This is a genomic window from Bradyrhizobium archetypum (assembly GCF_013114835.1).
In the GTDB taxonomy this organism is placed as follows: Bacteria; Pseudomonadota; Alphaproteobacteria; order Rhizobiales; family Xanthobacteraceae; genus Bradyrhizobium; species Bradyrhizobium archetypum.
Genome location: NZ_JAAVLW010000002.1, coordinates 376,789 through 397,023, shown reverse-complemented (window position 1 = coordinate 397,023; position 20,235 = coordinate 376,789). Strand labels below are relative to the sequence as shown.

Below are 20,235 nucleotides of genomic sequence, written 5' to 3'. Positions count from 1 at the left end.
TGAAAGCGTTAGCGTATCAATGGACCTGAACACCATAACCGCGGTTGCGCGTCCCAGGAGCCGGGATCAATTGCCCGTTTGGACGGCAGGCGACGCTTGGCTTGCGGGCGGCACCTGGCTGTTCTCCGAACCGCAGGCCCATCTGCGCAGGCTGATCGATCTTGCCGCCCTGGAATGGCCGGCGCTGACCGTCAACGAGGCCGGGCTGTCGATCTCGGCGACCTGCACGGTTGCACAGCTTGATGCGCTGGCCTGCCCAACGGAATGGGTCGCCTCACCCCTGATCGGCCAATGCTGCCGGGCGTTTCTCGCCTCCTTCAAGATTTGGAAGACCGCAACCGTCGGCGGCAATATCTGCATGTCGCTGCCGGCCGGGCCCATGATCTCGCTGACGTCGGCACTCGACGGCATCTGTGCGATCTGGCCGGCCAATGGCGGCGAACGCAGGATCGCGGTGGCGGACTTCGTCACCGGCGATGGACGCAACTTGCTCGAGCCCGGCGATCTGCTGCGACAGATCGATATTCCGCTCGCGGCATTGAAGCGGCGGTCGGCATTTCGCCAGATATCGCTGACGCCGGTTGGCCGTTCGGCGGCGTTGCTGATCGGCAGCGTTACCAACGAGGGTGCATTGGCGCTGACGGTCACGGCGTCGACCGCCAGACCCGTGCCGCTCTCTTTTGACCGCATTCCGGCAGCGGAAGAGCTGCGCAAGGCTATCCTGCAACGCATCCCCGATGATCTCTATCACGCCGACGTTCACGGCAAGCCCGAGTGGCGCAAGCACATGACACTGCGGCTAGCCGAAGAAATCCGCCGCGAATTGCAGACGTTGCCATGAGTTTCGAGATCAATGGCAGATCATTCGCGCAATCCCCGCAGGCCGGACAGTGTCTGCGGACGTTCTTGCGCGAGCTAGGTCATTTCGGCGTCAAGAAGGGCTGCGATGCCGGCGATTGCGGCACTTGCACCGTGCTTCTCGACGGCGAGCCCGTGCATAGCTGCCTGATCCCGGCCTTCCGCGCCGATGGCCATGCCATCACCACCATCGAAGGCTTCGCGCCGGATGGCGGCATTGATCCCATGCAACAAGCGTTTCTGGATGCGCAGGGCTTTCAGTGCGGGTTCTGCACCGCGGGCATGATCCTGACCTGCGCGTCGCTAAACCAGGCGCAACGTCGGGATCTCGGCGCCGCGCTGAAAGGGAATATCTGCCGCTGCACCGGCTATCGGCCGATCGAGGACGCGCTCAACGGCAAGACCAATATCGAAGACGCCGCCGCAGGCCACGCATTCGGCCGCAGCATTCCCGCCCCTGCCGGCCCAGAGGTCGTAAGCGGCACGGCGCGCTATACCTTCGACACGGTGATCGAAGGTCTGCTGCACATCAAGATGCTGCGCTCGCCGCACCCACACGCAAAAATAATCGCGATCGACACCAGCGCGGCGCTCTCCATTCCCGGTGTCCATACGGTGCTCACCTTCGAGGACGCTCCGGATCGCCTGTTCTCGACCGCGCGGCACGAGTGGGACTGGATGGACCCGGACGATACGCGCGTGCTCGACAATGTCGTCCGCTTCATTGGCCAGAAGGTCGCGGCTGTCATCGCCGACACTGAGGCTGCCGCTGAGGAAGGGTGCCGGCGCCTGGAGGTCGCGTATGAGATCCTGCCCGCGCTGATCGATCCCGTTGAGGCGATCGCACCGGGTGCGCCGGTGATCCATGGCGACAAGACAGTGGAGCATCGCGTTACCAACGCCCGACGCAATATCGTTGCGGAAACCCACGGTGAATTCGGCGATGTCGCCAAAGCGCTGGCAGAGGCGGCGGCAACTTATGAAGGCACGTTCACCACCCAGCGGGTCCAGCACGCCGCGCTGGAGACCCATGGCGGCCTTGCCTGGATCGATGCCGACGGTGTCCTGACCGTTCGCTCGAGCACGCAGGTGCCTTTCCTGACGCGGCGCACATTGTCGGACCTCTTCAATCTGCCGCTCGATAAGATCCGGGTGTTTTGCGAGCGCGTCGGCGGAGGCTTTGGCGGCAAGCAGGAAATGTTCGTTGAGGACATTCTGGCGCTGGCGGCACTCAAGACCGGACGGCCAGTCAAGTTCGAGCTCACCCGCGAGGAACAATTCATCTCGACTTCGACGCGCCATCCGATGCGCGTCGCCGTCAAAGCGGGTGCCAACAAGGATGGCAGGCTGACGGCGCTGCAGCTCGACGTGCTCTCCAACACCGGGGCCTATGGCAATCATGCCGGCCCGGTGCTGTTTCATTCCGTCGCCGAGAGTCTCGGCGTCTATAACTGCCCGAACAAGAAAGTCGACGCCGTCGCCGCCTATACCAATACGGTACCCTCAGGCGCGTTCCGCGGTTACGGCCTGCCGCAGACCTTGATTGCGGTGGAAGCCGCGATCGACGAACTGGCAAAACAGCTCGGTATCAGTCCTTTCGACATGCGCCGACGCAATGTGGTCAAACCCGGGGAGTCCATGCTGTCGCCGCCGGGCTCGAAATATCATGATGTGATTTACGGCTCTTACGGTCTTGACCAATGCCTCGACCTGGTCGAGCGCGCGATGGCCGTGCAAACGCCGACGCCTCCGCTTTCCGCGGACTGGCTGACCGGCGACGGCATTGCGCTGACCATGATCGACACCGTGCCACCAGCCGGCCATTTCGCCGACTGCAAAATTTCGCTGCGGGCTGACGGCGGCTTTGACCTCACGGTCGGAACGGCGGAATTTGGCAACGGCACCTCGACCGTGCATTTGCAGATCGCGGCCACTACGTTGGCGACGACGGTCGAGCGTATTCGCCTGACACAATCCGACACCGCCCATGGCGGCCACGACACCGGCGCTTACGGCAGTGCCGGTACCTTCGTCGCCGGACGCGCCACGCAGCTAGCCGCCGAGGCGCTGGCCGATCAGCTCAAGAATTTCGCAGCATCGCTGATCGGCGAAAATAAGGATGCGTGCTCGCTCGACGGTGACGCGGTAGTCTGCGCCGGCCGCCGTACCTCCTACGCCGCGATCGCCGCTTCAGCGCAGGCGCTCGGCAAGATTTTCACGGCAACCGGCAGTTCGGCAGGCACGCCACGGTCGGTCGCCTTCAATGTCCAAGGCTTCCGGGTCGCCGTAAATAAAGCCACCGGAGAGATCAAAATTCTGAAAAGCGTGCATGCCGCCGATGCCGGCAGCGTCGCCAACCCGATGCAGTGCCGCGGACAGATCGAAGGCGGCGTCGCGCAGTCGCTGGGGGCCGCGCTTTATGAGGAAATGGTCATCGACGAGGACGGCCGCGTGGTCAATCCCAAGTTCCGCGACTACCACGTGCCGTCCTTTGCCGATATTCCCCGCACCGAGGTGCTGTTTGCAGACACGTGGGATACGCTCGGACCAATGGGTGCGAAATCGATGAGCGAAAGCCCCTATAATCCGGTCGCTGCCGCACTCGGGAATGCCATTGCCGACGCCACCGGCATTCGCTTTACCGATGTGCCGTTCAAGCCCGACCGGCTGCATCCGCGCCTGCACGAGAAGTATGGAAGCTAGCTAGAGGTCCTTTTCGGCAAGTTTGCGAAACTCATCAGGCACTGAACGAGAAATGCCCAGCATTACCGAACCGTATCCGATCGCATCGCGCCCGAAGCGATCGCGGATCTTGTCGACGGCACAGTCCGCCGCCCAACGCGCGATGCCCAGTCTGCTGCCGGGACGGCGCGATTCATCTTGAAGGCCGAGCGGAAGCTCCAGCTCCAGATCCCAATGCTTCTCGAGGTGCGACACGGAGATCGCCAGCAGCGAGATGATCTTCTCATTCGGGTGGTCCGCGAGGACCGCGCGCACCAGTTCCTCGGCAAGCTCTGCGAGGATTACGGTCGCGGAGATCGGCGCATCGAGCGTTACCGAGCGCGTAACGGAGTTCAGGTCGGCAAAGCGAACGCGGACCGTCACCGTTCGTCCAGGCCTGCATGTCGCCCGGAGCCGAGTGGCAATGCGGTCCGCAAGGTGAAGCAGGGTCGGTCGAATGATCCGCTCTTCGGCCGGTTTCCTGCCAATTGCCGATTGCGCACCCGCCGATCGGGCCCGGCCGCCAGATCTAATGCGCCGCGGATCGCGATTCCACGCGAGGTTTGCGAGTTTCTCCCCTGCCGCAGGACCGAGCAACCGCTCCAGCGACCACCCGGGTGTTGCTGCAAGCTGCCCAATGGTCAGCACGCCGATCTCGGCCAGCCGCGCCTTCGTGACCGGCCCCACTCCCCACATCAACTCGACGGACAGCCGGTGAAGGAATTCAAGTTCGCCTTCAGGATCGACAACCACAAGCCCGTCGGGCTTGGCCACCTGCGAGGCGATTTTCGCCAAATGTTTGGTGCGCGCCACGCCTACCGAGATGGGGAGGCCAAGCTCGGCGCGCACGCGCTGGCGGATTGCCTTCGCAATTTCGGCGGGCATGCCAAAAAGATGGGTGCAGCCTGCAACGTCCGCGAAGGCCTCGTCGATGGAAATCCGTTCCACGAGGGGTGTGAAGTCGCCGATCACTTTGATCGCGGCGTCGCCTAATCGTTGGTATTCCGCAAAATGTCCGCCGACAAAAATGATCTGGGGACAGAGGTTGCGCGCTTGTCGTCCCGGCATACCCCCACGCACGCCGAAGGCCTTGGCTTCGTAGGAAGCGGCCAGCACAACCCCGCCACCGACAGCGACGGGTTTGCCGCGCAATGAAGGATCGAGCAGTTGCTCGACCGAGGCATAAAAGGCGTCCAGGTCTGCATGAAGGATCGTGGCCGCCGTTGCCATCCCGACCGTTCACCTGCAAATCTGAAGTTCGATGCTGCGCCTTCCACGGCACATCTCGTGAGAACAGAATAAGAACATTAGGCAAGCCCGTCAACCCGGAAATTCGCAGGCCGAAGGCCCGTATCCACGGCTTCGTCATCACGATGATCAAGAGCCGAGGCGATATCCATCCACCGCCAGCGCGGGGAAACTGATGGCTTCGCCATAGGGCGACATGCGGTACGCATGGAAGAACAGTTCGACCAGTCGCCCTCGCTTGCCCGCGAGGGAAAAGATGTATTCCGGCAACTCCGCTTCCATCTCGGCAATCAGGACCTTCGCGATGCGGTCAACGCGGCTCGAGCCATGCTCCCAGCCAAAGCCGACGCCGAGCTTGTTGGCTACTGCCTCCAGCATCCCTTCCCGCGTATTGACGACGATCGCAGGCGTCGGGCGCAGCCCGGCCAGCCGAAAGGCTTTGTCCACCGTGCGCTGCGCCGAGGAGTCGCGGGAGCGAAACACCAGCGGGTGATCCATCAGGTTCGCAATCGCAACCGGCGCCTGGCTGGCCAGTGCGTAGGCCGGATGGCACATTGCCACTACGCGCTGCTGGATGCAGGCTTCGCGGCGAAAACGGCCGTCGTCGGGGACTTCGGGCAACACGGCAACATCGACCCGCTGATCCACCACCCCGGCGACAATCGTGGACCAGCTCCCGATCTCAATGCTGATCTGGACCTTCGGGAACAGCTTTCGAAAGGTCGCAATCAGCAACATGCCGGGCATGGCGTTCCCAAGCCCAACGCGCAACTCACCGCCCGACAATTCGTCACGCTGCTGCAGGATCGCGAGCGCTTCGGCTTCGATCGATTGCACCTTGTTGGTCGCAGCATAGAGCCTGCGACAAAGCGTCGTCGCAATCAGCGTGTGTCCGTGGCGGTCGAACAACGCCACCTCGTATTCGGCCTCCAGCTCGCGCACGAGCTGGGCCACCGCCGGCTGCGAAACTCCTAGCCGGCGTGCTGCCGCGGCAAATGTGCCGGTCTCGAATACCGCATTGACCGCGCGCACGCGGGACCAAGTCAACGCCACAGCGCACATTCCCAGGTTGCGGCCGACGTTCCGACGTTTCAAACATGGCCAAAAGGACTTCTTGGGTCCAGCATAAGATTGGCCTTTGAACGTTATGTGACTGTCAGACCGTCCGCCTAACCCTGTGCGCAACGCAATGCAGCCCGGCACACGGGGACAGGTACGGGAAATGGCGCGGATTGAACTCACCGGCATCCGAAAGTCCTTCGACGCCACCGAAGTGCTCAAAGGCATCGATCTCACCATCGAAAATGGCGAATTCCTTTCGCTGGTCGGGCCCTCGGGCTGCGGCAAGTCGACCCTGTTGCGTGTCATCGCCGGCCTTGAGCCGCAGAGCGCGGGCCAGGTGACGATCGACGGCAGCATCGTGGATGGCATCCGTCCGAGCGCGCGCAATCTTGCGATGGTGTTCCAGTCCTATGCGCTCTATCCGCACTTGAGCGCCTTCGACAACATGGCGGTGCCGCTGCGCATGCGCCGTCTGTCGACCGTCGAGCGCCTGCCACTGCTCGGTTCGCTATTGCCCAGCCGACGCCGCCGGGAGCGGAGCATTCGCGCAGATATCGAGAAGGTCGCGGTGCAGCTTGAAATCTCCCACCTCTTGCAGCGCAAGCCCGCACAACTGTCGGGCGGTCAGCGCCAGCGCGTCGCAGTCGGGCGCGCCATGGTGCGCCAGCCCGAGGCATTCCTGTTCGACGAGCCGCTTTCGAACCTCGACGCCAAATTGCGCGTTCACATGCGCGCCGAGTTGGCGGAGCTGCACCGCAGCCTGAGAAGCACCTTCATTTACGTGACGCACGACCAAGCCGAGGCGATGACCATGTCGAGCCGGCTTGCCGTGATGATCAGCGGCGAGCTGGTGCAGGTCGGCAGGCCTGCCGAGATCTACGATAATCCTCGTGACATCAGGGTCGCCGAGTTCGTCGGCAGCCCAAAAATCAACGTGATGCCGGGCCGAATCCGCGACGACGGCCGGATCGAGGTTCTTGGCAACATCCTTCGGCTGACCAGCTCCCAGCCGCCGGGCAACTGCCGCATCGGAGTCCGCTCGGAGCGGATCGAGCTCGGCAGTGGCCCCTTCTCGGGCGACGTAATCCATGTCGAGAACATGGGTGCGGAGGCTTTCGTGCATCTCAGCCTGAACGGCACCGATATGCGGCTGATCGCCCGTGTCAATGACGTCAGGCGGCTACCCGATATCGGAAGCCACGTCCCCTTCAACTTCGCGGCCGACGCGGTGCTGGCCTTCAACAGCGCGGGCCAACGCATCGCCGTCACGGCGGAGCAGGCCGAGCGGATCAGGGAACGCGCCGTTGTCTGACAGCGCGGCCACCATATCCGTGCGTATTCCGGTTCGGGCGACGGCGCAGCGCCGCAGCCGCCCGTCCTTAACACCCTATGCGCTGGTGGCGCCCGCGCTGACACTAATGCTGATGATGCTGCTCGGTCCGCTGGCCGGCGTGATCGCGCTTTCCTTTACCGACTATCAGCTCGGCGCGCCGAGCCTGTCCTGGATCGGGCTTGCAAACTACCATGAGATGTTCGCCGACAAGGTGTTCTGGATCTCGCTGCGCAACACGCTCGTTTATGTCGGCATCGTGGTTCCTGGCGCGGTCACCGCGGGCCTTGCGATCGCGCTGCTGATCCAGAGCGGCACCAGCCTGCGCAGCCTCTATCGCACCATTTACTTCCTGCCGGTCATGGCGACGCTGATCGCGATGGCCGTGGTGTGGGAGTTCATGCTGCACCCGCAGTTCGGGCTGGTGAACGGAGTGTTGCGTGAGGTCGGCATTAGTGGCCCGAGCTGGTTGCAGGGCCGCAGCACGGCGCTCTATGCGCTGTGCGCGATCGGCATCTGGCAGGCGGCGGGCTTCAATATGGTGCTGTTCCTGGCTGGACTGGTTTCGATCCCGAAGCAGCTCTATGAAGCCGCCGAGATCGACGGCGCTTCCAGCGCCTGGGCACGCTTCCGACTTGTGACTTGGCCGCTGCTGCGGCCAGTGACTACCTTCGTGGTCGTGATATCGGGCATCCGCTCCTTCCAGGTATTCGACACCGTGCATGTGCTGACCAAGGGCGGACCGTCGAAATCCTCCGAGGTGCTGATCCACACAATGTACACGGAAGGATTCGAATTCTTCCGCTCCGGCTACGCCGCGGCGCTCGCCGTGGTGTTCCTGACCTTCATCCTGCTGCTCACGCTCATCAAGTCGAGGCTCGCCGACCGCGGCGCGCAATACGCATGACGGGATCTGCGAAAATCTCGCTCTGGTCGGTGGTCCGCCACATCCTGCTGATCGCCGGCGCGATCGTAATCCTGCTGCCGTTTGTCTGGATGATTTCCACGGCGTCGAAGCCGCCATCGGAAGTGTTTTCCAGCGAGCTGCGCCTCATTCCCCGGGATTTCGCGCTGTGGGAGAATTTGCGGACGGCGTTCGCGAAGGCCAATCTCTGGCGCTTCCTGCTTAACGGCGTGATCGTTACGATCTCGATCTTCGTCCTCCAGGTGCTGGTCGCGTTGCCGGCGGCCTATGCTCTGGCAAAATTGCGCTTCATCGGCCGCAACGCGCTGTTTGCGCTGGTGCTGTTCGGCATCCTGATTCCGCCGCAGGCGACCGCCATTCCGGTGTTCCTGCTGTTGCACAAGCTCGGGATACTCGACAGCTACGCCGCGCTGGTGCTGCCCTTCACCATTTCCGTGTTCGGCATCTTCCTGATGCGCCAGTTCTTCCGCAACGTGCCCGACGATCTCGTGGATGCGGCGCGGATCGACGGCATCTCCGAGTTCGGCATCGTCTGGCGGGTGATGCTGCCGGCGGCGATCCCGGCTGTGACCGCCTTCGGCATCTTCTCCGTGGTGGCGCACTGGAACGACTATTTCTGGCCGCTGATCGTGCTCAACAGCGAGCATTTGCGCACTCCGCCGCTGGCGGTGGCGCATTTCCGCAATGCCGAGGCCGGCACCGATTATGGGGCGCTGATGGCCGCCGCGATGGTGGTCGTCGCGCCGCTGCTGGTCGCCTTCCTGTTCGCCCAGCGCCGCTTTGTCGAGGGCATCGCACTCACCGGAATCAAGTAACGCGTCATCTCAAACAGAGGGGGAGTTTTCAATGCTGAAATCGTGGATCGCGGCGGCCGCGCTGTCGCTGGCGGCAAGTGCGTCGCTCGCACAGACGCAGACCGAAATCATGATGCAATATCCTTATCCGGAGCTCTTCACCGAGACCCACAAGAAGATCTCGGAGGAATTTGCGAAGGTTCAGCCGAACATCAAGGTCACGATGCGCGCCCCGTATGAATCCTATGAGGACGGCACGCAAAAAGTCCTGCGCGAGGCCGTCACCAACCAGATGCCCGACGTCAGCTTCCAGGGTCTCAACCGCATCCGCGTGCTGGTCGACAAGAACATTCCGGCCCAACTCGACGACTACATCGCGGCCGAGAAGGATTTCGACAAGCAGGGATTTCACCAGGCGATGTTCGATATCGGCACGGCGAGCGGCAAGGTCTATGCCCTGCCCTTCGCGATCTCGCTGCCGATCGTCTATGTCAACCTCGACCTGGTGAAGCAGGCCGGCGGCGATCCCGCCAACCTGCCGAAAACCTGGGATGAGCTGATCGCGCTGGCAAGGAAGATCAAGGCCCTCGGCAACGACATCAACGGCGTTACCTATGCCTGGGACATCACCGGCAACTGGCTGTGGCAAGCGCCGGTGTTCTCGCGCGGCGGCACCATGCTTAACGCGGATGAGACCCGTGTCGCGTTCAACGGACCGGAGGGACAATTCGCGATGCGCATCCTAGCCCGCCTTGTGACCGAGGGCGGCATGCCCAATCTCGATCAACCCGCGATGCGCGCAGCCTTCGCCGCCGGAAAGACGGGCTTCCACGTCACCTCGACGTCCGACCTGAACAAGGTCACGCAGATGGTCGCCGGCAAGTTCGCGCTGAAGACTCACACGTTTCCCGACGTCGTGTCGCCGAACGGCCGTCTGCCGGCAGGCGGCAACGTCGTCCTCATCCTGTCGAAGGACAAGGCGAAGCGCGATGCAGCCTGGGAGGTGGTGAAGTTCTGGACCGGGCCGAAGGGCGCGGCCATCATGGCGGAGACCACCGGCTACATGCCCCCGAACAAGCTCGCCAACGAGGTCTATCTCAAGGACTTCTACGTCAAGAACCCGAACAACTACACAGCCGTCAGCCAGCTCGCGCTGCTCACCAAATGGTATGCCTTCCCCGGCGACAATGGGCTGAAGATCACCGACGTGATCAAGGATCACCTCAACTCGATCGTCACAGGCGCGCGGGCGAAGGAGCCGGATGCCGTGCTGGCCGACATGGCGGCCGATGTGCAGAAGCTGCTGCCGAAGACCACCGGCATGGCCCGCTGAGTTGATACGATGAAATTCGTTGTCCTCACCGATACTCACTTTGTCGCGCGCGGGCGCAAGATCTACGGCCTCGATCCGGTCGAACGGCTCGCGGCTGCGGTCGGCTGCATCAACCGCGACCATCGCGACATCGCCTTCGTCATCATCACCGGCGACCTCGCCCATTGGGGCGAGGACGCGGCTTACGAAAATCTCGCCGACGTGCTCTCCCGGCTCAACGCACCGACTATCCTGCTGATGGGCAATCACGATCGGCGCGAAGCCTTCGCACGCTACTTTCCCGGCGTGAAGCGCGATGCCAACGGGTTCGTGCAAGCCATGCAGGTGTTCGACGAGGCGACGATCGTCACGCTGGACACGTTGAACGAGGCTGCGCCCAATCATGAGGGGCTGCTCTGTGCCGACCGCCTCGACTACCTCGAGCATGCGTTGCGGTCTGCGCCGACCGACCGGCCGCTGCTACTGTTCCAGCACCATCCGCCCCTCGATACCGGCTTGCGCTATATGGACACCATCCGGCTTGCCAATCCCGAGGCGGAATGGGAAGTGATCGCGCGGACCAGGCGACCGGACTATTTGTTCATGGGCCATCTGCATCGGCCGATCGCAGGTCTCTGGAACGGCATCCCCTTCCACATCCAGCGTGCGCTCGCGCATCAGGTTGCGTTCGATCTCGAGAGCGAAGGCCACATACCTGGCTCGCACGAGGCGCCGGACTATTCCCACGTCAGCGTGACAGGCGGGCAGATCGTGATCCACCAATGCTCGTTCCTCTACGCCGGCCCGCGCTTCTCGCTGCACGACAAGGCCGCGCTCGACGGCATGCTCGACTGACGCGCAGTCTCGCCTTACTCTGTAGGCTTCGATCGCCCACGCGATAGTTCGGCATTCAACCGTGATAGGCGAACAGCTCGATTGGATCGCTGAAACCACGCACCGGATATTCGCCGACGCGTTCGAGTTCGAATTCGCTTTCGACAATCTCGGCGAACGCGCGCGAGAGCAGCACCGTTCTTCCCAACTGTTTGGTGAGAGCTTCGAGTCGCGACGCCATGTTGACCGCGGGACCGATCACGGTGAAGTCGAGCCGGGTGCGCGACCCGATATTGCCGTACATAACGTCTCCGACGTGGACGCCGATGCCGTAATTTAGCGGCGCACGAGCGGTGTCGCTGTTCCTTTCATTCAGAGCCGCCATGGCCTGTCTGGCTTCGGCCACGGCATGCAGCAGATTTGCGCAGGCGGTGGGCTGGCTGAGCGGAAAAATAGCAAGCAACCCGTCGCCCATGAACTTCAATATTTCCCCGCCATGCCGCACGATCGGCTCCGACATCGCATCGAAATAGCCGTTCAGAAGATCAATGACGTCATCGCGCGGCCAGTTATCGGAGATCCTGGTGAAATCGCGCAGATCGCAGATCATGATCGCGGCGCGTACCGTTGTCCCGCTTCCGCGCCTGGTGGCGCCGGCCAGAATGAGCTCGCCGGCATGGGACCCGACATAGGTTTCCAGCAGGGTTCGCGCCAGCCGGTTCTTGACACGGATCTCGCTGACCAGCGCCAGCACCGGCAACAGTTTCAACAGGCCGGCGATGTGCGCCTCGTCGAAACCACCGGTGCGGTCGGTGGCAAAGGTCACGATATGCCGCTTGCCGAGCGTATGGTACAGCGGCCACGCCACATAGTCGGTGAGGCCTTTCGCCCGCATGTCGTCAAAGACGGCGTGCGTGCGGCCCAGTGACGGGTCCCGTTCGAGATTCTCGCGCACTTCGGCGGCACCGTCATGGATTTCGTTGGCCGGACTGCCGATGTATTCGGATCGCTCCCTGACATCGTAGTCGACCCTCGCGATTTCTGCCTCGCGCATCCCGTCGACCCACATGATCCGGGCGCCAAGCCATTGCGGATGGTGGATCAATATATGAAGCGACGCCCGCTTGACAGGCACGCCCGCTCGCTGGAGGCGAAAGCACAGCTCAGCGAAAATGTTGTCGATGAAACGCTCATCGCGCGTCTCATTGGTCAGCCAATGCAAAACGTCGCTGTCAGAAGGCGCGGTGACGTGATCGGTTTTTGGCAGCATGTCCATATCTTGCTCCTGAGCGGTGAGCTCGAATCCGCGCTACAGGACAGGTTCGTTCCCGCTCGACGGCGTCAATGGAGGCCGCCGCAATCCTGTGCGCATCAGGTTGTCGGCGGTTGCCACCTGTCTCGCGCGAGAGAAGACGCAGCGATAGCACCGCCACCTCGCATTCAACCCATCCTAGCATAGGCATCATTCGACGCCATGTCCTGCAGCGAATGGGCGATCTTTCGGGAACAGCGGCTGTAAGCGATTGCTCCGCCGACAAGATCGACCTAACGTGCAGTAAAAGAAACCGGGTGGAAGCACAATGGCACTCATCAGGACAACCGAGACCGGACTCTACCGGATCCCCCTGCCCGTTACCCTCTCCGACAGCACGCACGGCCAACTCACAGCCTTCGAACTGGTGACTTGCCGTATCCGCGATTCCGATGGAGCGGAAGGTGTCGGATATACATACACTGTCGGCCGCAATGGCGGCGCGATTGCCGACATTCTCCGGCGGGAGATCCCTGAACTGATCGAGGGCCGCGACGCCGATGACACCGAGGCCGTCTGGCATCACGTCTGGTGGGGCTTGCATTACGGCGGGCGCGGCGGACCAGCGGTGCTTGCGCTTTCGGCGCTCGATATCGCCCTGTGGGACCTGAAGTCCCGCCGCGCCAATCTGCCGTTGTTTCGCATGCTCGGCGGCTTCGACGCCCGCATACCCTGCTACGCCGGCGGCATCGACCTTGACCTCTCCGTCGAGCGGCTTTTGAAACAGACTGACGACAATCTCGCCAGGGGCTTTCGTGCGATCAAGATGAAGGTTGGGCGCCCCGATCTCGCATCCGACGTTGCGCGCGTGCAGGCGATGCGCAAACATCTTGGCGACGGCTTTCCGCTGATGGCGGACGCCAACATGAAATGGACGGTCGAGGAAGCCATCCGCGCGGCGCGCGCGTTGCAACGCTACGATCTCACCTGGCTCGAAGAACCGATCACGCCCGACGATATTGCCGGTCACGTCCGCATCATGGCAGCCGGCGGCGTTCCGATTGCGGCCGGCGAAAACCTGCGCTCGCTCTGGGAGTTCAAGAACTATATCTCGGCTGGTGCGGTGTCCTATCCCGAACCCGACGCCACAAATTGCGGCGGGGTTACAGCCTTCATGAAGATCGCGCGGCTGGCAGAAGCCTTCAATCTGCCCGTGACCAGCCACGGCGCACATGACGTGACCGTCCATTTGCTCGCGGCCTGTCCGAACCGCTCCTATCTCGAGGCACACGGATTTGGACTCGAAAGGTACATCGAGCACCCGCTTGTCCTGAATGAAGGTATGGCATTGGCGCCGATGCGGCCTGGCCACGGCATCGCATTCGACTGGAACGGTTTGGTCCAGCTCGCGCAGTAGCAGAAAAATCTAGCCGGGCAACGCCTGCCGAGCGCCTGCGCCTTCCCGCAAGCCTCAGAACGGCTGCCGGGAAGGTTTGGCAACGCCGCCAGGGCGGCCCAGCTTTCGTCCAAATAGAATGCAAAGACAACACGTTGTGAACTCGATCCGGCGCGCTTTTCTGATAGCGTTCTCAAGCGCCCGTCTCGTCGCGCAGTCCTGCAAAAAAGACAAATATTTGGACAGGAGGGTGGCTGCACACGAAAATTCAAAGCAAATCGTACGATTCAGCCTGCAGTTTCCAGGCAAGGCCGGCTCTGCGCCGGCCATTGCGATCAAACTCGTAAAGCACGGCGTTGAGCGGCTAGGAAAAATGTTCGCGCTCGCGTCAACAAGACATCGGCAGCTTATGAAGAGCGAGGAACGATCATGATCAAGGTGAAGATCAATAGCCAGGAGCATAGCTGGGACGGCGACCCGGATCTTCCACTACTCTGGTTTCTGCGCGATGAGGCCGGCTTGACCGGCACGAAATACGGCTGCGGTCAGGCTTTGTGCGGTGCATGCACCGTGATCGTCGACAAGCAGGCCGTTCGCGCCTGCATCACCTCGGTTTCCGATGTGGTCGGCCGGGAGGTCACGACGATCGAAGGCCTTCATCCCACTGGAGATCACGCGGTTCAGAAGGCCTGGCGTCAGCTCAATGTCCCGCAATGCGGTTTTTGCCAGGTTGGCCAGATCATGCAGGCCGCGGCGCTGCTGATGGAAAATCCAAAGCCCAACCACGACCAGATACGCGAAGCAATGGCAGGTAACATCTGCCGCTGCGGCTGCTATCAGCGCATCGAAAACGCGGTCCACCTCGCTTCGACGGGGGTCTGATCATGAACATTCTTACCAATCCCAAAAAGCTCCGTGGCTTTGAGCGATACGTCAAGGTCGACAACGTTTCACGCCGCAGCATTCTGAAGGGGCTCGGGCTGGCCGGCGGTTTCGTTTTGGCCGCCCCCGTGATGTCGCGCCCCAGCCTTGCCGCGTACCAAACCGGCGCGGACAAGATGCCGCATGGTACCGTGGTGGACCCCCGCGTGTTCGTCTCAATCGCACCGGACGGCATGGTCACGATCATCGCCCACCGCGCCGAGATGGGAACCGGCGTTCGCACCAGCCTGCCAATGATCGTTGCCGAAGAAATGGAGGCCGACTGGTCGCGCGTTCGCGTCCAGCAGGCGCATGGCGACGAGGTCAAGTTCGGCAACCAGGACACCGACGGATCGCGCAGCACGCGTCACTACCTGATGCCGATGCGTCAGATCGGCGCTTCGGCCCGCACCATGCTCGAAGCCGCAGCTGCAAAGCGCTGGGGGGTGCCGGCGACCGAGGTGAAAGCGGTCAATCACGAGGTCGTCCACAGTGCCAGCGGACGCCGGATAGGCTTTGGCGATCTGGCAGCGGATGCCGCCAAGGAATCGGTTCCGAGCGTCGAAGGCCTGAAGCTGAAGGAGCCGAAGGATTTCCGATATCTCGGCAAGGGTCAGATCAGCATGGTCGACCTTCGCGATATCACGGTGGGAGCCGCGCGTTACGGTGCCGACGTCCGCCTGCCCGGCATGAAATATGCCGTCATTGCCCGGCCGCCGGTGACCGGCGGCAAGGTCGCCTCGTTTGACGGCGCGGAAGCGATGAAGGTTTCCGGCGTCGAGAAGGTCATGGAGGTGAAGGGCTGGCCATGGCCGTCAAAATTCCAGCCGCTCGGCGGGGTCGCGGTGATCGCGCGCAACACCGGCGCCGCAATCAAGGGCCGCGATGCGCTGAAGATCGTCTGGGACGATGGCGCCAACGGCAAATACGACTCGGTCACCTACCGGACCCAGCTCGAGGAGGCGGCCCGCAAGCCCGGCCTCGTGGTGCGCAAGGAGGGTGACGTCGAAGCCGCCTTGAAGGGCGCCGACAAGGTGATCGTCGGTGAGTACTATTTGCCGCATCTCGCCCATGCCGCCATGGAGCCGCCGGCTGCGGTCGCCGACGTCAAGGGCGACAAGGCGGAGATCTGGGGACCGGTGCAAAGCGCGGGCGGAACGCGCGAGGACGTCGCCAAGACGCTCGGCATTCCTGAGGAGAACGTCACTGTCAACGTCACCCTGCTCGGCGGCGGCTTCGGGCGCAAGTCGAAGTGCGATTTCGCCATCGAAGCGGCCCTGCTCTCAAAGGAGCTCGGCGCTCCCGTCAAGGTGCAGTGGACGCGGGAGGACGATATTCGCAACGGCTTCCTGCACACCGTCTCGGTGGAACGCATCGAGGCCGGTCTCGACAAGAGCGGCAAGGTCACGGCGTGGCGGCATCGCAGCGTAGCACCGAGCATCGCCTCGACATTTGCCGCCAATACGGTGCATCAGGCGCCGTTTGAACTCGGCATGGGGCTCGTCGATATGCCCTTCGAGATCGCCAACGTGCAGTGCGAGAATCCGGCAGCAGCCGCGCATACCCGCATCGGCTGGTTCCGCTCGGTGTCGAACATTCCGCGCGCCTTCGCGGTACAGTCGATGGTGGCCGAACTCGCAAACGCCACCAAACGCGATCCAAAGGACATGCTGCTGGAGCTGATCGGCTCTCCCCGGATGGTCAAGCTCGATTCGGTGAAAGATCTCTGGAACTATGGCGAGCCCTATGACAGCTATCCGATCGACACCGGGCGTCTTCGCACGGTCGTCGAACTGGTCGCGGACAAGGGCGGCTGGGGGCGATCCGTCCCCAAAGGTCACGGGCTCGGCATTGCCGCGCATCGCAGCTTCGTCAGCTATATCGCGACGATCGTCGAGGTGGCCGTTGACGACAAGGGCAAGCTCACCGTACCCCGGGTCGACACCGCAATCGATTGCGGAACCTACGTCAATCCGGAGCGGATCCAGTCGCAAATCGAGGGAGCCGCGATCATGGGCCTGAGCCTTGCCAAACATGGCTCGATTACCTTCAAGGACGGCAAGGTACAGCAGGGTAACTTTGACGACTTCCCGTTGCTCCGGATCGATGAATCCCCCTTGGTCACCAATGTCTACATCGTACCGCCCGGTCCTGACACGCCACCGAGCGGCGTCGGTGAGCCGGGCGTGCCGCCCTTTGCGCCGGCGCTCATCAACGCGATCTTCGCCGCGACCGGCAAGCGCATCCGCGCGCTGCCGATCGGCAAGCAGCTTGAAGCGTGAGGCGGAACGGGGGATCGTCCAGATCGTTTCATTGATCTGGAACAGGAGACGGATCAATGAAACCTAATCCAACGGCGCTCGCGTTATCGCTATTGGTGGGCGCCCTTCTTTTGAACGCGCAGGCGGCGAGCGGGCAGGCAAACCCGCCGCCTGCCACCGCCACACGGCCGGCCAAGAATCCCGCCGAGCAAAGCTCTATGCCCAGCAATGCTCCGTCGGCCACGACGACCCAGACCACGGGGGAAGCCAGCCGCGATCCGACGGTGAAGAAGATGAATGAGGATGAGAAAGCGAAGGTCGAGACGAAGGGCAAATAGATGCGGAAGCGGCGGACCGCCGCTTCTCGCATCGAGGCTTCACCCGGCTAATTTATTTCTTGACGGCGAACACCCAAACCACGCCGCCCTGTGGCACGTTGTTTTCCACCCCGACGTTCTGGGTGACAAGCGCATCCTGGATGCGTTGCGCGTCGACGCCCCAGCCGGACTGGATCGCAATGTATTGCGTGCCGTCGACCTCATAGGAAACTGGCATGCCCATGATGCCGGAGTTGGTCTTCTGCTCCCATAATAGTTCGCCGCTCTTGGCGTCGAAGGCGCGGAAGTAGCGATCGTTGGTGCCGCCGACAAAGACGAGATCGCCCGCAGTCGCCAGCACCGAACCGAACAATTGCGACTTCGGGAAGTTGTGCGACCAGACTTTCTTGCCGGTTGCGGGATCCCAAGCCTGCAATTCGCCAATGTGTTTCGCGCCGGGACGTAGTGTCAGACCGATGTCCTCCGGCTTGGTGCCAAGCCAGAGCTGGCCTGGGACCAGCGGCACCTTCTCGCCGGAGAAGCCGCCGCAGGTGTTCTCGTTGGCCGGAACGTAGACATATTTGGTCTTCTGGCTGTAGGCCGCCGAGGGCCAGTCCTTGCCGCCCCACAGCGAGGGGCAGAACTCGACTCGCTTGCCAACCACCGGCTTATGCGCGGGATCGACAATCGGCTTGCCGGTCTCCGGTTCAATGCCTTTCCAGACATCGGTGTGAACGTAGGGCCAGCCGGCGACATAGCTGATCTTGTCCGGCTTGCGCTCCAGGACCCAGAAGATCGCGTTCCGTCCGGGGTGAATCAGGCTCTTGACGGTCCGGCCATCCCTTTGCACGTCGACCAGCATCGGCGCCTCCACCTCGTCCCAATCCCAGGAGTCGTTCTGATGGTATTGGAAATGTGTCTTGATCTTGCCAGTCTCGGGATCGAGGCCGAGTACGGAGGTCGTGTAGAGGTTGTCACCGGGGTGAGCGTCCCCGGGCCACGGCGCAGCATTGCCGACGCCCCAATAAATGGTCTTGGTATCCTTGTCGTAGTTGCCGGTCATCCAGGCCGATCCGCCGCCGGTCTTCCAATCGTCGCCCGTCCAGGTCTCACTGCCGGGTTCACCTGGCGCTGGGATGGTGAAGGTGCGCCACAATTCCTTGCCGCTGTTGGCGTCATAGGCCACCACGTAGCCACGGACGCCGAACTCGCCGCCGGAGCCGCCGACGATGACCTTACCGTCGATGACCAGGGGCATCAGCGTGAGATACTGACCCTTCTTGTAGTCCTGGACTTTGGTGTCCCAGAGCACCTTGCCCGTCTTCGCGTCGAGCGCAACCAGGTGATCATCGGTCGTGGCGAGATAGAGCTTGTCCTGCCACAGGCCGACGCCGCGGTTAGTCGGATGCAGCTGGAACAAATCTTCCGGTAGCTGCCGCTTGTAGCGCCAATATTCTTCGCCGGTCTTGGCATTCAGCGCGATCACCTGGCCCATCGGTGTGGTGACGAACATCACACCGTTGTTGACGATCGGCGGCGCCTCATGGCCCTCGATGACGCCGGTGGAGAAGGTCCACACGGGGGTGAGATTCTTGACGTTGGAGGTGTTGATCTGCTCGAGCGGACTGTAGCCCTGCCCGTCATAGGTCCGCCGATACAGCATCCAGTTGCCGGGTTCGGGATTTTCCAGACGGGCTTGCGTCACCGGGCTGTAATTTTCGATCGGTCCGGCGACAGCAGCGGTTGAAATAAGGGTTGTGCACGCAACACAACACGATAATAGCCATTGCTTTCTGGTCATGGACGTCATCTCCCTACCTCTTTCTCTCTGCCCATCCCTGGTGGTGCTGGGGCATGGGAATCCGATGCGACCGCGCCATCACCCTGGTTGAGCACCTACCTTTCCAACGAATGTTGCAGCTATGGTGAGCGAGCCGTCGGCTATTGCCAGCGGCAGTGCCGGCAGACGCCGGGGTGCGGGCCCGAACACGACTTGCGCGCCTTCCCGCGGATTGAATTCGGAATTGTGACAGAAGCACTTGAGAACGTCTTTGTCGCCCGTCTCGGACTTCAGCCAGCCAGTGACAGAACATCCGGCGTGAGTACAGATGGCCGAATAGGCTGCGATGCCCTCAGCAGAGCGCGAGCGGGTCTCCTCATCCATTTCGCCGGGATCAAGCCTTATGATCAGGATCTCGTTCAACCGCGAGCCGTTGCGGATGACCGAAGTCTTGGGGTCCTTTGGCCAGGCGTGTAGCGGCGGTTCGCCGAGCTTCACGTCATCGGGCCCGATGACGGCGCCGACGCGCTCGCCTTCGGAGACAACAAGGAGATCGCCCTTCTTCGGCCGGTCGCTGCTGCCGGGCTGATCTTCTTGTGCCGCAGCGAACCTCCGCCCCGTCAGAAACGCTCCGGTGGCGAGCGTCGTCAAAAGAAGCGAGCGTCGCGTCTGCTTCGGACACCGCATTTGTCTTCTCCAGCTCCGCTATGAGCCTGGATCTCAGTCGGGTGTAAGCTCGGCGCTTGACGGCAAGGGTATTCTCCGCGTCAAGAAGAGTACGCTCAGTCGCGCTACACCTCCAGAAGGCTCAGCGCGGCTTTTCACCGCTGCCTGTCGCCCCGGTCGAGGTGCCCGTGGCTGAGCCCGTTGTCGGCGGAACGTCAGTCTTTCCAGGGGCGCGGGCGGCAGCACCGGGTTTTTCCTGCTCGCCGACATACCCCGACTCACCGGACTGGCGAGTCTTGGCGCCCTTGTCAGCCTCCTCCTGCATTTGTGGGTTTGGTGCCGGCTGCTGCTGCTGCGCCAGCACCGGCAGGGTGATCATGACTCCGCTCGCGACAAGCATCGCGATCATTGTGGTTCGCATGGAAGTCCTCCCCATCGTAGCGTTACTTATAGTAATACCAACGCGCCGGCTCGCGATGGTTTCCTAGTTCATCCTCCTATTTTCACGAAGAGATGCGGCAAGGCGCGCAGCCGCGCAGTGACAAAAAGGCGCCGAAC

General features: G+C 62.3%; 17 protein-coding genes. 11 read left to right on the top strand and 6 right to left on the bottom strand.

Annotated elements, in window-relative coordinates:
- Positions 1-19 precede the first annotated feature (19 nt).
- Positions 20-841 carry an FAD binding domain-containing protein gene (locus HCN50_RS06365; RefSeq protein ID WP_171708779.1) on the top strand — a complete coding sequence of 274 codons (822 nt, stop codon included), beginning with the start codon at positions 20-22 and terminating at the stop codon, positions 839-841.
- Positions 838-3,561, top strand: coding sequence for a molybdopterin-dependent oxidoreductase (locus HCN50_RS06360; RefSeq protein WP_171708778.1), 2,724 nt, complete (start codon positions 838-840; stop codon positions 3,559-3,561). The genes HCN50_RS06365 and HCN50_RS06360 overlap by 4 nt, the downstream gene beginning before the upstream one ends.
- Here the strand turns inward: HCN50_RS06360 and dinB are convergent, their stop codons facing one another.
- Both dinB and HCN50_RS06350 read right to left on the bottom strand, forming a co-directional pair.
- On the bottom strand, positions 3,562-4,809 hold the full coding sequence (gene dinB / locus HCN50_RS06355; protein WP_171708777.1) for a DNA polymerase IV: 1,248 nt from the start codon (positions 4,807-4,809) through the stop codon (positions 3,562-3,564).
- A gap of 147 nt (positions 4,810-4,956) precedes the next feature.
- The gene (locus tag HCN50_RS06350; protein WP_210264836.1) at positions 4,957-5,889 is read right to left on the bottom strand and encodes a LysR family transcriptional regulator; all 933 of its coding nucleotides are present in this window, start codon (positions 5,887-5,889) and stop codon (positions 4,957-4,959) included.
- A 160-nt stretch (positions 5,890-6,049) separates the two neighbouring features.
- Between HCN50_RS06350 and HCN50_RS06345 the strand changes: the two genes are divergently transcribed.
- The 5 genes from HCN50_RS06345 to HCN50_RS06325 are packed head-to-tail and all read left to right on the top strand — an operon-like array spanning position 6,050 to position 11,105.
- On the top strand, positions 6,050-7,201 hold the full coding sequence (locus HCN50_RS06345; protein WP_171708775.1) for an ABC transporter ATP-binding protein: 1,152 nt from the start codon (positions 6,050-6,052) through the stop codon (positions 7,199-7,201).
- Positions 7,194-8,126, top strand: coding sequence for a carbohydrate ABC transporter permease (locus HCN50_RS06340; protein ID WP_235976798.1), 933 nt, complete (start codon positions 7,194-7,196; stop codon positions 8,124-8,126). The genes HCN50_RS06345 and HCN50_RS06340 overlap by 8 nt, the downstream gene beginning before the upstream one ends.
- On the top strand, positions 8,123-8,959 hold the full coding sequence (locus HCN50_RS06335) for a carbohydrate ABC transporter permease (RefSeq protein WP_171708774.1): 837 nt from the start codon (positions 8,123-8,125) through the stop codon (positions 8,957-8,959). The genes HCN50_RS06340 and HCN50_RS06335 overlap by 4 nt, the downstream gene beginning before the upstream one ends.
- Positions 8,960-8,990: 31 nt before the next feature.
- On the top strand, positions 8,991-10,271 hold the full coding sequence (locus tag HCN50_RS06330; RefSeq protein ID WP_171708773.1) for an ABC transporter substrate-binding protein: 1,281 nt from the start codon (positions 8,991-8,993) through the stop codon (positions 10,269-10,271).
- A gap of 9 nt (positions 10,272-10,280) precedes the next feature.
- A complete protein-coding gene (locus HCN50_RS06325; RefSeq protein ID WP_171708772.1) occupies positions 10,281-11,105 on the top strand; it encodes a phosphodiesterase in 825 nt (274 codons plus the stop codon).
- A gap of 55 nt (positions 11,106-11,160) precedes the next feature.
- On the opposite strand, the gene HCN50_RS06320 is transcribed toward HCN50_RS06325, so the two are convergent.
- Positions 11,161-12,354 carry an adenylate/guanylate cyclase domain-containing protein gene (locus tag HCN50_RS06320; protein ID WP_171709188.1) on the bottom strand — a complete coding sequence of 398 codons (1,194 nt, stop codon included), beginning with the start codon at positions 12,352-12,354 and terminating at the stop codon, positions 11,161-11,163.
- A 310-nt stretch (positions 12,355-12,664) separates the two neighbouring features.
- Here HCN50_RS06320 and HCN50_RS06315 point away from each other — a divergent pair, with 310 nt between their 5' ends.
- From HCN50_RS06315 to HCN50_RS06300, 4 genes are all read left to right on the top strand, one after another.
- Complete coding sequence (locus tag HCN50_RS06315; RefSeq protein WP_171708771.1) at positions 12,665-13,753, top strand: mandelate racemase/muconate lactonizing enzyme family protein; 1,089 nt, start codon at positions 12,665-12,667, stop codon at positions 13,751-13,753.
- A gap of 408 nt (positions 13,754-14,161) precedes the next feature.
- Positions 14,162-14,614 carry a (2Fe-2S)-binding protein gene (locus HCN50_RS06310; protein WP_171708770.1) on the top strand — a complete coding sequence of 151 codons (453 nt, stop codon included), beginning with the start codon at positions 14,162-14,164 and terminating at the stop codon, positions 14,612-14,614.
- A gap of 2 nt (positions 14,615-14,616) precedes the next feature.
- On the top strand, positions 14,617-16,935 hold the full coding sequence (locus HCN50_RS06305; protein ID WP_171708769.1) for a xanthine dehydrogenase family protein molybdopterin-binding subunit: 2,319 nt from the start codon (positions 14,617-14,619) through the stop codon (positions 16,933-16,935).
- A 56-nt stretch (positions 16,936-16,991) separates the two neighbouring features.
- Entirely contained in the window at positions 16,992-17,252 is a 261-nt protein-coding gene (locus HCN50_RS06300) for a hypothetical protein (protein WP_171708768.1), read from the top strand.
- A gap of 52 nt (positions 17,253-17,304) precedes the next feature.
- On the opposite strand, the gene HCN50_RS06295 is transcribed toward HCN50_RS06300, so the two are convergent.
- The 3 genes from HCN50_RS06295 to HCN50_RS06285 all read right to left on the bottom strand — a co-directional run bounded on the left by HCN50_RS06295 (position 17,305) and on the right by HCN50_RS06285 (position 20,098).
- Entirely contained in the window at positions 17,305-19,032 is a 1,728-nt protein-coding gene (locus tag HCN50_RS06295; protein WP_171708767.1) for a methanol/ethanol family PQQ-dependent dehydrogenase, read from the bottom strand.
- Positions 19,033-19,110: 78 nt separating this feature from the next.
- Positions 19,111-19,698, bottom strand: coding sequence for a QcrA and Rieske domain-containing protein (locus HCN50_RS06290; RefSeq protein WP_171708766.1), 588 nt, complete (start codon positions 19,696-19,698; stop codon positions 19,111-19,113).
- Between the two features lie 121 nt (positions 19,699-19,819).
- On the bottom strand, positions 19,820-20,098 hold the full coding sequence (locus tag HCN50_RS06285; protein WP_171708765.1) for a hypothetical protein: 279 nt from the start codon (positions 20,096-20,098) through the stop codon (positions 19,820-19,822).
- Positions 20,099-20,235 lie beyond the last annotated feature (137 nt).

Excerpts from the sequence above, each read along its gene's own strand:
- HCN50_RS06365 (WP_171708779.1), top strand. The coding sequence starts at position 20 with ATGGACCTGAACACCATAACCGCGGTTGCGCGTCCCAGGAGCCGGGAT.
- HCN50_RS06360 (WP_171708778.1), top strand. The coding sequence starts at position 838 with ATGAGTTTCGAGATCAATGGCAGATCATTCGCGCAATCCCCGCAGGCC.
- dinB (WP_171708777.1), bottom strand. The coding sequence starts at position 4,809 with ATGGCAACGGCGGCCACGATCCTTCATGCAGACCTGGACGCCTTTTAT.
- HCN50_RS06350 (WP_210264836.1), bottom strand. The coding sequence starts at position 5,889 with ATGTGCGCTGTGGCGTTGACTTGGTCCCGCGTGCGCGCGGTCAATGCG.
- HCN50_RS06345 (WP_171708775.1), top strand. The coding sequence starts at position 6,050 with ATGGCGCGGATTGAACTCACCGGCATCCGAAAGTCCTTCGACGCCACC.
- HCN50_RS06335 (WP_171708774.1), top strand. The coding sequence starts at position 8,123 with ATGACGGGATCTGCGAAAATCTCGCTCTGGTCGGTGGTCCGCCACATC.
- HCN50_RS06330 (WP_171708773.1), top strand. The coding sequence starts at position 8,991 with ATGCTGAAATCGTGGATCGCGGCGGCCGCGCTGTCGCTGGCGGCAAGT.
- HCN50_RS06325 (WP_171708772.1), top strand. The coding sequence starts at position 10,281 with ATGAAATTCGTTGTCCTCACCGATACTCACTTTGTCGCGCGCGGGCGC.
- HCN50_RS06320 (WP_171709188.1), bottom strand. The coding sequence starts at position 12,354 with ATGCTGCCAAAAACCGATCACGTCACCGCGCCTTCTGACAGCGACGTT.
- HCN50_RS06315 (WP_171708771.1), top strand. The coding sequence starts at position 12,665 with ATGGCACTCATCAGGACAACCGAGACCGGACTCTACCGGATCCCCCTG.
- HCN50_RS06310 (WP_171708770.1), top strand. The coding sequence starts at position 14,162 with ATGATCAAGGTGAAGATCAATAGCCAGGAGCATAGCTGGGACGGCGAC.
- HCN50_RS06305 (WP_171708769.1), top strand. The coding sequence starts at position 14,617 with ATGAACATTCTTACCAATCCCAAAAAGCTCCGTGGCTTTGAGCGATAC.
- HCN50_RS06300 (WP_171708768.1), top strand. The coding sequence starts at position 16,992 with ATGAAACCTAATCCAACGGCGCTCGCGTTATCGCTATTGGTGGGCGCC.
- HCN50_RS06295 (WP_171708767.1), bottom strand. The coding sequence starts at position 19,032 with ATGACCAGAAAGCAATGGCTATTATCGTGTTGTGTTGCGTGCACAACC.
- HCN50_RS06290 (WP_171708766.1), bottom strand. The coding sequence starts at position 19,698 with ATGCGGTGTCCGAAGCAGACGCGACGCTCGCTTCTTTTGACGACGCTC.
- HCN50_RS06285 (WP_171708765.1), bottom strand. The coding sequence starts at position 20,098 with ATGCGAACCACAATGATCGCGATGCTTGTCGCGAGCGGAGTCATGATC.